The sequence below is a fragment of the Bradyrhizobium sp. UFLA05-89 genome (genome assembly GCF_059803475.1).
This window is the reverse complement of record NZ_JBANBA010000008.1, coordinates 81,159-95,403: the sequence shown is the minus strand read 5'-3', so window position 1 is coordinate 95,403 and position 14,245 is coordinate 81,159. Positions and strand designations below refer to the sequence as shown.

The 14,245-nt window shown below is 63.3% G+C and carries 21 protein-coding genes and 1 pseudogene; 8 read left to right on the top strand and 14 right to left on the bottom strand.

The annotated features are described in order from the left end of the window. Positions 1–5: 5 nt before the first annotated feature. The 9 genes from SO139_RS06855 to SO139_RS06815 form a co-directional block, all read right to left on the bottom strand. The gene (locus SO139_RS06855; RefSeq protein ID WP_498539813.1) at positions 6–500 is read right to left on the bottom strand and encodes a RidA family protein; all 495 of its coding nucleotides are present in this window, start codon (positions 498–500) and stop codon (positions 6–8) included. Positions 501–523: 23 nt separating this feature from the next. Next, positions 524–946: a c-type cytochrome gene (locus SO139_RS06850; RefSeq protein WP_449378679.1), complete on the bottom strand. Its 423-nt coding sequence runs from the start codon at positions 944–946 to the stop codon at positions 524–526. After that, a complete protein-coding gene (locus SO139_RS06845; protein WP_449378680.1) occupies positions 946–2,541 on the bottom strand; it encodes a flavin monoamine oxidase family protein in 1,596 nt (531 codons plus the stop codon). Before SO139_RS06845 ends, SO139_RS06850 begins: the two co-directional genes overlap by 1 nt. Before the next feature lie 150 nt (positions 2,542–2,691). Beyond that, on the bottom strand, positions 2,692–3,693 hold the full coding sequence (locus SO139_RS06840) for an NAD(P)H-dependent flavin oxidoreductase (protein WP_449378681.1): 1,002 nt from the start codon (positions 3,691–3,693) through the stop codon (positions 2,692–2,694). Positions 3,694–3,754: 61 nt separating this feature from the next. Next, positions 3,755–4,492 (bottom strand): SDR family oxidoreductase, encoded by a 738-nt coding sequence (locus SO139_RS06835; protein ID WP_498539812.1) that lies wholly within the window; start codon positions 4,490–4,492, stop codon positions 3,755–3,757. Between the two features lie 211 nt (positions 4,493–4,703). Then, positions 4,704–6,323, bottom strand: a complete 1,620-nt coding sequence (locus tag SO139_RS06830; RefSeq protein WP_449378683.1) for a DHA2 family efflux MFS transporter permease subunit — start codon at positions 6,321–6,323, stop codon at positions 4,704–4,706. Then, complete coding sequence (locus tag SO139_RS06825) at positions 6,320–7,357, bottom strand: HlyD family secretion protein (RefSeq protein WP_498539837.1); 1,038 nt, start codon at positions 7,355–7,357, stop codon at positions 6,320–6,322. Before SO139_RS06825 ends, SO139_RS06830 begins: the two co-directional genes overlap by 4 nt. A 359-nt stretch (positions 7,358–7,716) precedes the next feature. After that, positions 7,717–7,875 (bottom strand): hypothetical protein, encoded by a 159-nt coding sequence (locus SO139_RS06820; protein WP_283036784.1) that lies wholly within the window; start codon positions 7,873–7,875, stop codon positions 7,717–7,719. Positions 7,876–7,900: 25 nt separating this feature from the next. After that, positions 7,901–8,260, bottom strand: a complete 360-nt coding sequence (locus SO139_RS06815; protein WP_498539811.1) for a PRC-barrel domain-containing protein — start codon at positions 8,258–8,260, stop codon at positions 7,901–7,903. A 189-nt stretch (positions 8,261–8,449) separates the two neighbouring features. Between SO139_RS06815 and SO139_RS06810 the strand changes: the two genes are divergently transcribed. From SO139_RS06810 to SO139_RS06785, 6 genes and pseudogenes are all read left to right on the top strand, one after another. Continuing rightward, the gene (locus SO139_RS06810) at positions 8,450–8,677 is read left to right on the top strand and encodes a hypothetical protein (protein WP_449378685.1); all 228 of its coding nucleotides are present in this window, start codon (positions 8,450–8,452) and stop codon (positions 8,675–8,677) included. Between the two features lie 100 nt (positions 8,678–8,777). Then, positions 8,778–9,332 carry a DUF4142 domain-containing protein gene (locus tag SO139_RS06805; RefSeq protein ID WP_498539810.1) on the top strand — a complete coding sequence of 185 codons (555 nt, stop codon included), beginning with the start codon at positions 8,778–8,780 and terminating at the stop codon, positions 9,330–9,332. A gap of 99 nt (positions 9,333–9,431) precedes the next feature. Continuing rightward, positions 9,432–10,066, top strand: a pseudogene (locus SO139_RS06800) (SDR family oxidoreductase); the annotation flags it as partial. A 77-nt stretch (positions 10,067–10,143) separates the two neighbouring features. Next, the gene (locus tag SO139_RS06795; RefSeq protein WP_498539809.1) at positions 10,144–10,713 is read left to right on the top strand and encodes a phosphatase PAP2 family protein; all 570 of its coding nucleotides are present in this window, start codon (positions 10,144–10,146) and stop codon (positions 10,711–10,713) included. Next, a complete protein-coding gene (locus tag SO139_RS06790) occupies positions 10,710–11,057 on the top strand; it encodes a DUF3147 family protein (RefSeq protein ID WP_449378688.1) in 348 nt (115 codons plus the stop codon). Before SO139_RS06795 ends, SO139_RS06790 begins: the two co-directional genes overlap by 4 nt. After that, on the top strand, positions 11,057–11,530 hold the full coding sequence (locus SO139_RS06785; RefSeq protein WP_449378689.1) for a DUF3147 family protein: 474 nt from the start codon (positions 11,057–11,059) through the stop codon (positions 11,528–11,530). The genes SO139_RS06790 and SO139_RS06785 overlap by 1 nt, the downstream gene beginning before the upstream one ends. On the opposite strand, the gene SO139_RS06780 is transcribed toward SO139_RS06785, so the two are convergent. Then, positions 11,519–11,701: a hypothetical protein gene (locus tag SO139_RS06780; protein ID WP_449378690.1), complete on the bottom strand. Its 183-nt coding sequence runs from the start codon at positions 11,699–11,701 to the stop codon at positions 11,519–11,521. The genes SO139_RS06785 and SO139_RS06780 overlap by 12 nt on opposite strands. A gap of 334 nt (positions 11,702–12,035) precedes the next feature. Between SO139_RS06780 and SO139_RS06775 the strand changes: the two genes are divergently transcribed. After that, a complete protein-coding gene (locus tag SO139_RS06775; protein ID WP_449378691.1) occupies positions 12,036–12,272 on the top strand; it encodes a hypothetical protein in 237 nt (78 codons plus the stop codon). Between the two features lie 141 nt (positions 12,273–12,413). On the opposite strand, the gene SO139_RS06770 is transcribed toward SO139_RS06775, so the two are convergent. From SO139_RS06770 to SO139_RS06760, 3 genes are all read right to left on the bottom strand, one after another. Continuing rightward, positions 12,414–12,620 carry a hypothetical protein gene (locus SO139_RS06770; RefSeq protein WP_449378692.1) on the bottom strand — a complete coding sequence of 69 codons (207 nt, stop codon included), beginning with the start codon at positions 12,618–12,620 and terminating at the stop codon, positions 12,414–12,416. A gap of 96 nt (positions 12,621–12,716) precedes the next feature. Then, positions 12,717–12,851, bottom strand: a complete 135-nt coding sequence (locus SO139_RS06765) for a hypothetical protein (protein ID WP_449378693.1) — start codon at positions 12,849–12,851, stop codon at positions 12,717–12,719. Positions 12,852–12,973: 122 nt separating this feature from the next. Further along, positions 12,974–13,171, bottom strand: a complete 198-nt coding sequence (locus SO139_RS06760) for a hypothetical protein (protein ID WP_449378774.1) — start codon at positions 13,169–13,171, stop codon at positions 12,974–12,976. 95 nt (positions 13,172–13,266) lie between these two features. Between SO139_RS06760 and SO139_RS06755 the strand changes: the two genes are divergently transcribed. Then, on the top strand, positions 13,267–13,791 hold the full coding sequence (locus SO139_RS06755) for a DUF4142 domain-containing protein (protein WP_498539808.1): 525 nt from the start codon (positions 13,267–13,269) through the stop codon (positions 13,789–13,791). A 4-nt stretch (positions 13,792–13,795) separates the two neighbouring features. Here the strand turns inward: SO139_RS06755 and SO139_RS06750 are convergent, their stop codons facing one another. Next, the gene (locus SO139_RS06750) at positions 13,796–14,086 is read right to left on the bottom strand and encodes a hypothetical protein (protein WP_449378695.1); all 291 of its coding nucleotides are present in this window, start codon (positions 14,084–14,086) and stop codon (positions 13,796–13,798) included. Positions 14,087–14,245 lie beyond the last annotated feature (159 nt).

The following is a 14,245-nucleotide window of genomic DNA, read 5'->3' as shown; positions in this document are numbered from 1 at the left end:
CCGTCTTATTTCGCGTCCTTCACCGCGATCACCTCGATCTCGACCAGGAAGCCGGGATTGGCAAGCGCAGCGACGCCAACCACCGAACGGGCTGGAAGGTTGGGCTGGCTGCCGCCGTAAAATTGGGTGTAGCCCTCCATGAAGGCCTTGAAGTCCATCGGTGCCGACGCATTGTGCACCAGGAAGACCTGCATCTTGACGACATCGCCCATGGTGAGGCCGAGCCCCTCCAAAATGCCTTTGATGCGGTTGAGCACGCCGACAGTCTGAGTTTTGGTGTCGCCGTAGGCCTCTCGGCTCTGAGGATCGGCATCCTTGTTGGCGGCCGGCGGCACCTGGCCGCTGACATAATAGGTCGTGGCATTGCCGGTGACCTGCACCGCCTGCGCGATCGGAAAGATCGAGTTCGGAATGGGGTGCCGGATGACCTCGGCGTGAGCCGTGCCCGCATGGGCAATCGCAAGCAGCGCGCCAATGACGGCCGCGGTGGTGAATTTCATTGGCTCCCCTTCTTGCCGGGACGTCAACGACGCGCGTCCCTCACCTCGTTCGCCGTCACTGCATCGCCGTACGCATTGCCGAAATGCGTGCGCAGATAATTCACGACGGCGGCGATCTGCGCATCCGTCATCATCTCGCCGAACGGAGGCATGGCGCGCCGGCCGTTAAGCACGAGATAGACGGGATAGCCGCGCGCTTCCAGATTCTTGTCGGCGACGAGCGACGGATAGGCGCCGGCGCCGGAGGCCCCGCCGGCATCCGGCATGTGGCAGCCCTGGCAGACATTGGCGAATAGCTCCTCGCCCGTGGTCTCCGCAAAATTGAAGCCAGAGCTGAAGATGCGGTTTTCGGGACCGTCATGCGCCCGCGCGGTTGCCGACAGCATCATGAGGGCCGACAAGGCAAGCCGCACCGGCCATCGCTCCCATCGAAAACCCTCACTCATCATGTTCTCACCACGCGGTCATGCAGCCTCGCAATCGCGTCAAGCGCGGAGAGGATCGCACCCTCCTGCCAGGCCGGCAGTGCGGAGGCGTGCTCGCCCGCGAGCACGATGCGGCCGTCGATCTGACAGAGGTTGTCGTAGTGCGCGGCGCGCGTCTCGTCGCTCCAGTCGCCGCTACAACCGAGCACGAAGGGCACCCGGTGCCAGGCGACGGCGATGCCATTTTCGAATTCGCTTTTGTATTGCGGGTGAATGACGGCGCCGAACTCGACGGCGCGCGCGATCCGCTCGGCCGGCGACATCGCAGTGAATTCGTAGGAGTTAGGGCCGTCGAACAGATAGGCGCCGAGCAGCACACCGCGCCCGGCGCGGTTGTAGTGATAGTTCGGATAGGCGATCTGGCGGATCGGGAGATCGGTGTAGCTGATGCCGCCATAGATTGCCTCGTCCTCCTCCCAGAACCGACGCTTGAATTGCAGGCCGATCTTGACGGAAGCGGCATAGGGAACGGCATCGATCGCCGACTTCATGGCGGCGCTGACGTCAAGCGGCAATTGGCTCAGAATCGTCAGCGGGATGGTGCAGACACACCAGTCGGCATGGACCTGCTGCACCGCGCCGGGCTTCTTGGCATCGACATAGCTGACGGTGACGCCGCGCGCGTCCTGCTGGATCTGCGTCACCTTGGCGTTGTAGCGGATGAGATCGCCGACCTCCTTCGTAAAGGCCTTGCCGATCATGTCCATGCCGCCGACCGGCTGGAACATCGTGGTCTGAAAATTGTAGTGCGCAAAGCCGCGCAAATAGCGCCAGAGCCGCGACTTCAGCACTTCCGACAGACCCACCGGTTCGCTCGGCTCCGGCATCGCGGTCAATCCGCCACCGGGATCCTTGGTGTAGCCGCGGAATTCCGCCGAGATCAGATTTGCCTTGTAGCCATAGCCATTATCGAGCGCGCCCCAGGAGCGCAGCGCCTGGAGCAGGATCTCCTGATCCTCCTTCGAGACGGTCTCGTCGAGCTTGCCCTGCTGCGTGACCTTTGCGAGCAGCTCGGCGATCTGGCCCTGGAAATCCGCCTTCACGGCGCGCAGGCGCTGCGGCTTGCCGTCGAAGGCGCGCACCGAATGCAAGAGAGCGTTGTGATTGAGCTGATTGAACGGCTCGAGGGCGACGCCCAGGCGCCTGCAGTAATCGAGCAGCGCGCGGTGATGATAGGGAATGCGCCACGGCCCGGGATTGAGATAGAGACCATCCTCGAACTCGCACACCTGCTTGTGGCCGCCGAGCTCGGTGAAGGCATCGCCGCCCCGCAGCGTCCAGTTGCGGCCGCCGGCACGACCGTTGAATTCGAGGATCTGGACTGTGTAGCCCGCCTTGCGCAACTCCAGCGCCGCGGTCATGCCGGCTAGGCCCGCGCCCAGCACGAGCACGGAGGCGCCTTTGGGATCGCCTTCCAGCCGGATCGGCCCCTTGTAGCGCGATTCCGATGCGAGCCCGAGGCTCGTCATCGCATGATACATGGCAGCGCTGCCGGCTACCGTGCCGATCAACGCAAGAAGATCACGTCGCCTGACGGTTACGGGTTCGCTGTCCATGGCGTTTCGGGAGAGGCCCCAGTCCTGACCCGTCAGCAAACAGTACGCCGCGGAGCGAGGCAACACACGCGTTGTTGATCGGCTCGCCATGACGCGGCGCGATGAGGATCGCTGATCGCGATCCTCATCGTTTGGGTCGCAAATTCAACGTCACGCGACCTTGCGCGCCGCCGCCTTGCCGTCGAGGAAGCCCATCAGCCTGTCGCGGATGATCTCGTCGGCCTCGCTCATGATGCGGTCGACGAGTTCCTTGCAGGAGGGAATGTCGTGGATGAGGCCTGCGACCATGCCGCAGCTCCAGGCCCCGGCATCCATCTCGCCCTCGATCATGATTCTGGGATAGACGCCAGCCACCTGGTCGTGGATGTCGTCGATCTTCAATTTGTCGCGCTTATCGCGCTCGATCTCCAGCAGACGGTCGACATTGGCGTTCTTCAGCACGCGCTCGGTGTTGCGCAGCGCACGCATGATCAGGCGGGTATCGAGCTCGCTCGCTGCGACCAGCGCGTTCTTCACGTTCTGGTGCACCGGGGCTTCCTTGGTGGCGATGAAGCGCGTGCCCATGTTCATGCCGCTGGCACCCAGCGAAAGTGCTGCGACGAGGCTGCGTCCGTCGGCCATGCCGCCGGAGGCAACGAAGGGGATCTTCAGCTCCTCCGCCGCGCGCGGCAGCAGGATCATGTTGGGGATGTCGTCTTCGCCGGGATGGCCGCCGCATTCAAAGCCGTCGACGCTGACCGCATCGCAGCCGATCCGCTCGGCCTTCAGGGAATGGCGCACCGAAGTGCATTTGTGGATCACCTTGACGCCGGCTGCCTTCAGCGCCGGCATGTATTGCTCCGGGCTGCGGCCCGCGGTCTCGACGATTCTGACACCACCCTCGACGATGGCTGCAATGTACTCGGGATAAGGCGGTGCCGAGAAAGTCGGGAGGAAAGTGAGGTTCACGCCGAACGGCTTGTCGGTCATCTCGCGGCACCGCGCGATCTCCTTGGCGAGCAGCTCCGGCGTCCTCTGGGTGAGCCCGGTGATGATGCCGAGTCCGCCGGCGTCGGAGACGGCGGAGGCGAGCTCCGCAAAGCCGACGAAATGCATGCCGCCCTGGATGATCGGGTGCTCGATGCCGAAAAGTTCGGTGATCGCGGTCTTCACGTAAGCGTCCTCCTCCTGGATGTTTGTCTGGCGCGAGTTTAGCCGTAGATCCGCGCCACGGTCACCATTTCTCTCCGAAGGGACGGATCTCCACCTCGAATGTCCAGGCGCTCTTGGGCTGCTGATAGAGCTGCCAATAGGACTCCGCGACCGAGGCCGGCGGCATCAGGAGATCGGGATTGTCAAGCGCATCGGGACCGAGCGCCTCCAGGCGACGCTGCCGCACCCATTCGGTATCGACACCGGAATCGATGATGAGATGCGCGACGTGGATGCTCTTCGGGCCTAGTTCGCGCGCCATCGCCTGGGCGACCGCGCGCAGGCCGAACTTGGCGCTGGCGAACGCCGCATAGCCGCTGCCGCCGCGCAAGGAGGCCGTCGCGCCCGTGAAGAAGATGTTGCCTCCGCCACGCGGCAGCATCAGCCGCGCCGCCTCGCGCCCGGCAAGGAAGCCGGAATAGCATGCCATCTCCCAGACTTTGCGGAATACGCGCTCGGTGGTGTCGAGGATCGGAAAATTGACGTTGGCGCCGACATTGAAGATGCAGACCTCGAGCGGCGCGTGCTTGTCGGCGTCATTGAGGAAGGAGATGATCTCCTCCTCCTTGCGCGCATCGAGCGAGCGGGCGTGGATCTCGCCGCCGGCCGCTTCAACGTCCTTCACCAGCGGCGCGAGCTTGTCGCCGTTGCGACGGCCGGCAAAAACGGTGAAGCCTTCAGATGCGAACTTCTTCGCGATCTCGGCGCCGATATAGTCGCCGGCGCCGATGATGGCGGCCGTGGCGTTTCGCTTGGACAAGGTCGCCTCCTCATGAGGGGCTGCGCCGTGGCAGTATCGACCGCTCACGCAGCACAGGTCGTCGGGTGATATCGAGAGCAAACCTGTAGTTCTAAAATAGAACTGTCAAATTTTCGCTGCACTTCCAGGGTAATAGGTCAAAATATCCTGATCTTTCAGATTAGTTCCTTTTTCAGACTTAGGTCATTGGACCTTGCGAACGGCCAAGCAATTAATGCCCGCGCGCCGGGGCATGCAGGTCGATCGGACGAAGCATCGCAGCGACGGGGATCATCAGGACGGCGATGATCGCGAGCGTCCAAAACACGTCGATATAGGCGAGGAAGTCGACCTGCTGCTGCAAGGTCCTGCCGACCCAGGCGATCGCCTGCGAGGCCGCATCCGATGCATTCGAGCCTTGCGCCTGAAAGAACCGTGTCATCGCATCCACACCCTGCTGATAGCCGAGATCGGACGGCGCAAGATGCTCAATCAGCCGGCTCTGGTGAAATTGTTGGCGCTGCGCCAGGATGGTCTGCGCGAGTGCAACGCCTATCGAGCCGCCGATATTGCGCGCGACGTTGATGAGCGCAGATGCCTGGTTGGTCTTGTCCGGCGGCACGCCATCATAAGAGGCCGTCGTCACCGGCAGGAACAGGAAGGGCAGACCGAGGGCGAGTAAGATGCGCGCCATCGCCGCATAGCCATAGGTGATGTCGCCGTTGAGTCCGGTGAGATGCCACATCGCGACGGCGCAGATGGCCGCACCCGTCATGATGAGATATTTCGGCTGCACCATGCTGACGAGGCGGCCGACCACCGGCATCAGAACCAGTGTTGCGACGCCGCCGGGCGACAGAGCGAGGCCCGCAAGCATCGCCGTGTAGTTCAGCTCGGTCTGCAAGAGCTGCGGAATGAGCTGCGTCGTCGAGATCAGCACCGCGCCGGTGCCCAACATGACCACGAAGCAGGCGCCGAACTGTCGCCGCCCGAGCAGGCGAATATCGACGATGGGATCGTCGCGCAGCAATTCCCAGGGAACTAGCGCTAGCAGACAAAACGCGGAAAGACAGGCAAAGGCGACGATCATGTTCGATCCGAACCAATCGTTGCGCTGGCCTTCATCGAGCACGAATTCGAGCGAGCCGAGACCGACCGCGACAAGAATAAATCCGATGTAGTCGACACGTAGCCCTCTCGCGAGCAGGGCTGCCCTCTCCTCTTCCGCACCGGATGGTTCTTTCACCAGCGTGCCGACCAGGAACAACGAGACGAGGCCCATCGGTACGTTGATCAAGAACACCCAATGCCAAGAATAGGTATCGGTGATCCAGCCGCCGAGCGTCGGGCCGATCACGGGCGCGACCACGACGGCGACGCCATAGATCGCGAACGCCTGCCCGCGCTTGTGGGGCGGAAAGGAGTCGGCAAGGATTGCCTGCTCGCTCGTAGCCATGCCGCCGCCACCGAGACCCTGCAAGATACGGAACAGCACCAGAGCCTCGAGACTCCAGGCGAAGCCGCAGAGCAGCGATGCCGCCGCAAAGGTCGCAACGCACATCATGTAGAAGCGCTTGCGGCCGATCACGGTGGAGAGCCAGCCCGAGATCGACAGCACGATGGCGTTGGCGACGAGGTAGCTCGTGATGACGTAGGTACTTTCGTCGAGGCCGACCGCGAGCCCGCCGGCGATGTGGCGTAGCGAGACGTTGGCGATGGTGGTGTCGAGCACCTCCATGAAGGTGGCGATGGAGACCACGAAGGCGATCAGATAGGGATTGTGTCCGCCCGCCGCGGAGCGCTCCGGCGACCAGCCACCCGCCGCCGCGCCACCCTGCGCGATGTCGGTCATCGCACCTTCGTCCAGGGCACGACCGACATGCCCGGTCCCACCGGCAGATCGGCCGGCCAGCTGTCGACCACGATCTTCACGGGCACGCGCTGCACCACCTTGACGTAATTGCCGGTCGCGTTCTCCGCCGGCAGGAGGCTGAATGCCGTGCCGGAGCCCGGCTGCACCGACGCCACGCGACCAGTGAGCTTGCGGTCGGGATAGGCGTCGACGCGGATCTCGACAGACTGGCCAGGCCGCATGTCCTTGAGCTGCGTTTCCTTGTAGTTCGCAACGATCCAGACATCATCGGGCACGAACATCATCAAGCTCTGGCCCGGCGTGACGTAGGTGCCTTTGGCACCGCTGAGCTTGACGACGCGCCCAGGCTGCGCCGCTAGCACGCTGGTGTAGTCGACGTTCAGCCTGGCCTGATCGCGCTGCGCCTCGGACTGCTTCGCCTGCGCCTTCGCACCTTCGAGCTGCGCCTCAAGCGTCTTGATGCCGAGCTCGGCGCTGATTACCGCAGTCTTCGCACGCTCGGTGTTGGCCTGCTGCGCCTGAAGGTCAGAGTGGGTCTGCTGCGCGCGCTGAACAGTGCCGGCGCCCTTCTGGACGAGATCCTGCGCCCGCGCGTCCTCTTCCTGCGCGAATTTGAGCTGGGCCTGGGCCTGTTCGAGCTGTGCCTTGGCCTGGTTGATCTGCTCCTTCTGGGAGTCGATCTGGGCCTCGACGTTGCCGATATTGGCCTGCGAGGCCGCGAGCTGCGCCTCGGCCTGGTCAAGCGCGATCCGATAGTCGCGCTCGTCGATCCGCGCCAGCAGATCGCCGGCATTGACGTGCTGGTTGTCGGTGACAGGGACGTCGGTGACGTAGCCGGCGACCTTCGAGGCGACGGAAAAGCTGCGCGCGGCCACAAAAGCATCGTCGGTCGATTCAAAGTGCCGGATGTTGAGCCAGTAGACGATGCCGGCCACGAGCAGAGCGACCAGGACGAGGGCACCCGCGGCCGTGAGCAGCCAGTGCTCGCGCAGGCGGTTGCGCAACGAGGGCACAGGTGATGCATCCGCCGCCTCGCGGGCCTTGTTCGAGACGTCCTGGGGGCTGTCCTTGTGCGGGGGCAACAGCGGCTGCTCCGGCAACAGCGGCTGCTCCGCGGACGGCCCACGCGCTCGTGTTTGAGCATCCACGATTCAGTACCTCGATTAGTTCAGACGTACTGACAGCTCGTCCGCATTTCACGCGTGCGACCGCCGTCATGCCCGGTTGACCGGGGCCTCCAGTACGCCGCGGCTCATCCGCGAAGCCACAACCGTCTCTGGAATACCGGATCGCCCGGTCGAGCCGGGCGATGACACCGACAAAGTGGCGCGCGCTTTCGCCCGTTGAGACGAACTCCCCGGCCCTCGCACGGTCAATGCGTCTTGCTCTCGTGCCACTTCTCCAGATCGGGCTTCGCCTCGCCCGATCTCTGTTCCTTCTCCGGATTGCCTTTCCAGGGCTTGTCCGTCTGTGCATGCGATCCCCAGTCGTTTTGCTGTCGGGGATCGTCCGTGGGCTTTTCCCTGCTCATCGGAAACTCCTATTCGGAATTTGCGCTAGATGATCGGCACGCCATAGTAGGCGTTCAGCGCGCGCACCTTGGCCTCGTCGCTCCAGTTCCACTCGGCCGCCTCGCCGTAGTGCGGGGCACCGCGCAACTCCCTGGCGGTGATGCCTGTGACGTAGCCGCCGAGGTCGGTGTCGTATTTCAGAGACTGCCAGGGCAGCGGATAGTGATCGTTGCCGAGCCCGAGGAACCCGCCGAACCCGAGCACGGCGTAAGAAACCCTGCCGCTCTTCTTGTCGATCATGACGCGCTCGATCGAACCGATCCTGTTGTGGTCGACGCCATAGACCGAAGTCCCCTCGACCTTGTCGCTGCCGATCAGCGCGCCTGTTTCGCTTTGATCCATCATGGTGAGATCTCCGTTGAGACTCGCTTTTGCGGATCAACCAAACCGCGAAGCGATCGTTCCGGCGCTCCCGCCACGTGTTCCCCGCCGCGGCCTGGAACAAGGCTGAAAAGCAGCGGTTTTCCCTGACGCGAATTCAAGAGCACCGCGCGCCATATGCTCGAATCCATCCTGCCTTGAAAGGAGTGAGACATGAGCGACTTCCGCGACATCCAGCATGGCGTCAATGATCCCGTCGGCGGCGTCGACGTGAAGCGGCGGATTAACAACAACGAGACCCCGCATGAGAGGGCGCAGCGCTACGCCGACGTGCGCGCGATGCCGAGTGCGCAAGCCGGCGAGCCGTTCCTGCCTGAAGGGCTACGGCGGCCGCCGACCAAGCCGCTCAACCCGCGCACCGGCCGCAATCCAACTGACTAGCGGGGGCATTGGAACAAGCGCTCAAACCGAATGTTGGTCGCCCCACAACACCAGCGCAGCGACCACGTTCTGAACGCCGCCAAGTCGGAGGATGAGGACCATGAGACGCACACTGATCGCAGTCGGCTGTTGCCTGCTCGCAGGCCCCGTGCTCGCGCAATCGGTCGGCGAGAAAACCGGCGTGAACTCGGTGCTCGGCGTGGCTCCCGCCACGGCCGATTTCGTCAAGGAAGTTGCGATCAGCGACATGTTCGAAATCGAATCAAGCAAGCTCGCCGAGCAGAAGGGCAATGCGCAGGAGAAGACCTTCGCGCAGCAGATGGTGACCGATCACACCAAGACCTCGACGGAGCTGAAGCAGCTCGTCAGCAGCGGCAAGGTCCAGGCGACGGTGCCGACGATCCTCGACAGCTCGCATCAGAGCAAGCTCGACAAACTCAAGGGCGCATCAGGCAAGGATTTCAGCTCGGATTACGACTCCTACCAAGCCAGCGCACACAAGGACGCGGTATCGTTGTTCGAGCGCTATGCCAATGGCGGCGACAATCCCGAGCTGAAGAACTGGGCCAGCAAGACGCTGCCCGCACTGAAACACCATTTCGACATGGCACAGGAGCTCGGCAAGGCGCCGAGCGTCGGCCAGTCCAGAAAGTGAGAACTGCGCCGCTTTGTGAATGCCGACAGACTTGTCGGCATCTCACCGCCTCTTAACTAAAAGCACTAAGAGCGCGATGAGATATCGTCATCGCGCGTCTACGTGCCGAACGAGGAGCCGGATGCACAGGACGTCATCACGCTGATCAAGAAGGAAGGCCGCATCGGCATTGCCATTCCCGGCGACCTTCGGAGCGAAACGTTCTGCAAGGAGCTCGTCGAACGCACGATGCAGGGCCTCGGCGGGCTCGACGTCATCGTCTGCAACGCCGCGCGGCAGCAGGCACGCGACTCGATCCTCGATGTCTCCTCGGATGATTTCGATGCGACAATGAAGACCAATATCTACGCGCCGTTCTGGATCATCAAGGCGGCGCTGCCGCATCTGAAGCCGGGGGCCTGCATCATCGGCACCACGTCGGAGCAGGCCTACGATCCCTCGCCCGACCTCTACGACTACGCACGGACCAAGGCGGCGACGATGAACTACGTCAAGTCGCTGGCAAAGCAGCTTGGCCCAAGCGGTATCCGCGTCAACGGCGTCGCGCCAGGCCCGATCTGGACGCCGCTTCAGGTCTCCGGCGGAAGCTGGAAAAGTTCGGCGGCCAGACGCCGATGGGTCGTCCCGGCCAGCCGGCGGAACTCGCCTCGATCTATGTGCAGCTGGCCGCAGCGGACGCGAGCTACGCCACGGGGCAGATCTATGGTTCGGCGGGCGGATCGGGGCAGCCTTAAAGGCCACGGAAGCGGAACTTCGCTCGCGCCCCCGCTTTACAACCTTGACACGGAGCTCCTTCGCCGACCGACCAACGATGGCACTCGCTACAGTCAAGCCGACCCGGATCGATATTGCGATCGCCGATGAAATCGCCGCTCATGCCAACCCACGCATGGAAGAGGCCGCGGAGGCCCTCACTTGGGGCGCCGACGAGCACGTGCTGCTGGCCCTCGCCGCCGCCGGCTGGCTCTACGCCTCGACGCGACGTCCGGCAGCGCGGCCGGTTGCCAACCACGTGCTTGCGGTGTCGCTCGTGACGGCGGTGCTGCCGCATATTCTGAAATCGGTCTTTGATCAGACCAGGCCGGACAGGCTCACCATCCGCGGCCATCGCCGCGGCATTCCGATGTCGGGGAAATCGCGCGACGCCTTTCCATCCGGACATGCCGTTCACATGGGTGCGCTTGCCTCTGCTGCTGGCCTGTTACCGCGCGGTCCGCGTCGCGCTTTGCGCGCCGTTGCCATCGGACTGTCGCTGACACGCATCGTCCTGCTGGCGCATTGGGCGAGCGACGTGGTGGCGGGCTTTGCGCTCGGCGCCGCGGTCGAGCGGCTGTTGAGACCGCGCGCGCTCATGAAGCGCAATGCGCGGGAACGGCCGTGACCGAGCAGGTCCTACGCTTCGTTGCGGGAGGCCTGATCGTATCCGCCTTCGCGATCCTGAGCGACATGCTGCGGCCCAAGAGCTTTGCCGGCCTGTTGAGCGCCGCACCCTCGGTCGCGCTGGCGACACTCGGCATTGCCGTCGCCCAGCATGGCGCGACTTACGCCGCGGCCGAAAGCTGGACAATGATCTATGGCGCCGTTGCGCTCGCCTGCTACAGCTTCGTCGTGTGCCAATTGCTGATGCGATGGCACATGGCGGCACTGTCCGCGACGATCATCTCTTTCGTCGTCTGGCTCGCCGTCGCGTTCGGCCTGCTGACGAGCTTCGGGGGATTCACGTGATGCCCGTCAAGCTGTCGACGTCATCCCTGAAGCAAACGCATTGGTACGAATATCTCATCCGTTTCGTGCTCGGCGGTGCCGCGACCGTCCTGGCCGGTCTCATCGGCAAGCAATTCGGTACGTCCGTGGGCGGCCTGTTCCTCGCGCTGCCCGCGATCTTCTGTGCCAGCGCCACGCTGATCGATCGCCACGAACGCCACAAGAAGGAGAAGGCTGGTCTGAGCGGCGAAAGACGTGGCCGACAGGCTGCCGCACTCGATGCCGCGGGCGCCGGATTGGGAAGCGTCGGCCTCGTCACCTTCGCAGCTGTGTTCTACATCACCGTCCTGGCAAGCGTTGCAGTGGCCTTCGCAGTCGCGCTGCTCGCGTGGGGAATCGTTGCCGTGTCGATGTGGTGGCTGCGTCGCAAGCTGCGCGTCGCACGCCATGACCGGCAGCACGGCCACACATCTGCCGACCGGCTAGCGTCGTAGTGACAGAAACTCGTGCATCTCGGCGGCAGACTGAAGCTGCTCGAGACGCGCCAGAAGCAACTCGCGCTGCCGTCCACCTCGCAGTTTTGCAAGCTCGTCCTCGAGCCGGCGACGGTGCTCTTCGAGCCGTTGCTCGAATGTGTGGGGATCAGAACGTTTCCGTTTCCGCATCGCGACCTCGTGGGGGTTGCAGGCCCGGGCTATTGGCCCACCGGTCGAGTTGCTCAATCACCCTCCGATGACTTGGCCGGCGCGGCTCCGGCGCCTCGGGCTCTTCGGATAGTCTGCGCGGCAGTCTGACCTGATCGGGCATCGCTTCTCTCCAGTTTCTTGGAGCGATATTGAAGTCCAGCATGCACACTTATAGCCGCTCCCGCAATTACATAAGTTATTGATTTTGCATGATAAATTCACTCATTTGGCGAAATTTGAGGAGCTTGCGGAACCCGCGCCGAGTTGGTTCGTTGAGTAAACTACTAACCTTGCCAATTTTGAGTGGCTGAACATGAACGATCTTCGCGCCGAGCGACTGCAAGTCATGCTCTCGCCTGAAGAACTGAGTGCAGTCGACGATTTCCGCTTCCGCCACCGCATGCCGACACGCGCCGCCGCGGTGCGCGAACTTCTCAAGCTTGGTCTCGCCAGTGCCGGCATCGATGGCCTGGCTGGTGTCAAGTCGAGCGACTATGGCGTGTTCGGTCGCGGCCCTGCCGGCCACACGCCGAGCGATGCCGAGGATTGATCGCACTTGCGAGAGCACAACGGCAAACGACCCCGGCACGGGTATGCCAGGGCCGTCCTTGGAGATTGCTTCCGGCCCACCGGGGTATGAAGCCGCAAGCAATCCACTTACGCGTCCGAGATGAATTCGTTCCTCTAGGTCTCAACCGGTCGGCGGCGTGCCGGAATCATCAGGGGTCATGCCCGACCCCGGCGTCTTGGCCTGATCGTTCAACTCGGGATCGCGCGTTGCTTCCTTCGACGGCGAACCCTTCGCACCGGATTTGTGTACGGACTGCGCGCGCTGCTTGTCGCGCGGCTGCTCCTCGGCGCGCTTGTCGCGAACGATGCCATGGTTGGAATGCGTCATGATTGTACTTCCCGCGTTTCGTCTGTCTTAAAGACGCTTACGCGCCGCAACCGCAATGGTTCCGGAGCAGCGGGGAATCAGGGAGGTCAACCGTGCCTAACTGCGCGCATGCTGCGCGACAGGCCGCGACGAATGCGCCAAATGGACTTGCCGCAGCGTCGTCACCGTCGCGAAGGTGGCGGAAATGCCAAACGCCATGATGAGGACGAACAGAGCCAGACGGGGAGCCATTGCAATCCTCCTGCTGGAAATGAACAAACGGGGTCTGTAGTGACCTTACTCCGGATCATCGTCAGTTGGTCGCGCATCGTCCGTGAGCGGTCTCACACGAGGACTCACGAACGCGAGAGCGGCTATGATGTCGGCTTCTTTTGCGGCACGCGTTGGGTGACTGGCGGGATTTCGCCGTCGAGCCAGTCCTGCTCCTCCGCCAGCGCCGACCAGGCTTCCGCCATCCGCTGGTAGCGTTTGAAGGCGGGTTGTCCCTCGGCCCGCTCGGCAAGATGCAGGCAGTTCTCGGCGTTTTCCCTGAAAATATCGGATTGCTTCATATCGGACAGGTGGGAAGCAAGGGTGCTGCACGCAACCGCCCTTACCGGATCGTAATGTCGCGGGAACTTCTGCTGCAACCCGCTATTGACGGTCCATGCGCATGATCGTCGCCACCGTCCTGTTGTTCATCAACACCGCCGTGCTCGCCGACAGTAGCGACGAGCGAACATGGGCAGGGCACGATTCCGTGCGCACACCGACGGCAACCGACGTCATCAGCGGCCTCTATGCGTTCGGGCGATTCCAGCAAGGCCTGCTCGAGAGCGCCGATCTCAGGGGCAATCAGGAGGTCAAGACCCTGGCGATCTCGCGGGCCGAGGATGCAGCAAAGCGCGACAAGGCGCTGAAGCAGATCCAGCAAGCGATCGGCGCCGAGCCGAACGTTCGCAAGGCCTCGACAGCGGGCGCCGCACTCACCGGCCCCGACGACTCTGAAGGGCCGACCTGCGTCAGGCAATTCTACGCGGCGCAAGTCGCCGAATATGAAGAGACCATCGCCCTGCTCGAGCGCTATCTGCGAGCGCCCGACAATGACGCGCTCAGCGTCTTCGCGCGCGAACAATTGCCGGTCCTGCGGTCGCAGCTCAGGGACGCCGCGCGTACGATGGCCGACAAGTAGACACTCACCGTTCGGGATGATGCTGCTCGCTCTCCGGCTTCACGGTGCGATTGCTCTCGGGCATCTTGTCCCTGCCCTGGTCGCCATTGTTGTCCCGGCCGCCCGAGGTAGATGTGCCGCTGCCGCTCCGGCTCGGCTGCGTTGCCGCTCCCGTTGTCGGTGCGGAGCCGGGTGTAGCTGAACTCGCCGCCGGGTCTCCCGTGACGGCCCCTCGGCCGCTCGGTGCACCGTTTTGCGCATAGGCCGCGCCGGCGATCAGCAAGGTGGCCGCAATGGCTACGGTTACTATTCTCATAACACGCTCCTTCTTTTCACGGGCTAACCGGAGGTCGCGCGCTCCGTTCCGAACGTCCCGTTCTGCCGTTCCGCGTTGGGAACGACGCTCGCAAGCCAAAGAAAAAATTCCTGAAATCGATGGAACCCTGTTCCCTCCCCCGCGTTGTTTCGGCCGGGC

Coding starts and splice junctions, on each gene's coding strand:
- SO139_RS06795 (WP_498539809.1), top strand. CDS start 10,144: ATGGCACTCGCTACAGTCAAGCCGACCCGGATCGATATTGCGATCGCC.
- SO139_RS06750 (WP_449378695.1), bottom strand. CDS start 14,086: ATGAGAATAGTAACCGTAGCCATTGCGGCCACCTTGCTGATCGCCGGC.
- SO139_RS06785 (WP_449378689.1), top strand. CDS start 11,057: ATGCCCGTCAAGCTGTCGACGTCATCCCTGAAGCAAACGCATTGGTAC.
- SO139_RS06830 (WP_449378683.1), bottom strand. CDS start 6,323: ATGACCGACATCGCGCAGGGTGGCGCGGCGGCGGGTGGCTGGTCGCCG.
- SO139_RS06810 (WP_449378685.1), top strand. CDS start 8,450: ATGAGCGACTTCCGCGACATCCAGCATGGCGTCAATGATCCCGTCGGC.
- SO139_RS06820 (WP_283036784.1), bottom strand. CDS start 7,875: ATGAGCAGGGAAAAGCCCACGGACGATCCCCGACAGCAAAACGACTGG.
- SO139_RS06755 (WP_498539808.1), top strand. CDS start 13,267: ATGCGCATGATCGTCGCCACCGTCCTGTTGTTCATCAACACCGCCGTG.
- SO139_RS06780 (WP_449378690.1), bottom strand. CDS start 11,701: ATGCGGAAACGGAAACGTTCTGATCCCCACACATTCGAGCAACGGCTC.
- SO139_RS06855 (WP_498539813.1), bottom strand. CDS start 500: ATGAAATTCACCACCGCGGCCGTCATTGGCGCGCTGCTTGCGATTGCC.
- SO139_RS06765 (WP_449378693.1), bottom strand. CDS start 12,851: ATGGCTCCCCGTCTGGCTCTGTTCGTCCTCATCATGGCGTTTGGCATT.
- SO139_RS06845 (WP_449378680.1), bottom strand. CDS start 2,541: ATGGACAGCGAACCCGTAACCGTCAGGCGACGTGATCTTCTTGCGTTG.
- SO139_RS06770 (WP_449378692.1), bottom strand. CDS start 12,620: ATGACGCATTCCAACCATGGCATCGTTCGCGACAAGCGCGCCGAGGAG.
- SO139_RS06760 (WP_449378774.1), bottom strand. CDS start 13,171: ATGAAGCAATCCGATATTTTCAGGGAAAACGCCGAGAACTGCCTGCAT.
- SO139_RS06850 (WP_449378679.1), bottom strand. CDS start 946: ATGAGTGAGGGTTTTCGATGGGAGCGATGGCCGGTGCGGCTTGCCTTG.
- SO139_RS06805 (WP_498539810.1), top strand. CDS start 8,778: ATGAGACGCACACTGATCGCAGTCGGCTGTTGCCTGCTCGCAGGCCCC.
- SO139_RS06775 (WP_449378691.1), top strand. CDS start 12,036: ATGAACGATCTTCGCGCCGAGCGACTGCAAGTCATGCTCTCGCCTGAA.
- SO139_RS06815 (WP_498539811.1), bottom strand. CDS start 8,260: ATGATGGATCAAAGCGAAACAGGCGCGCTGATCGGCAGCGACAAGGTC.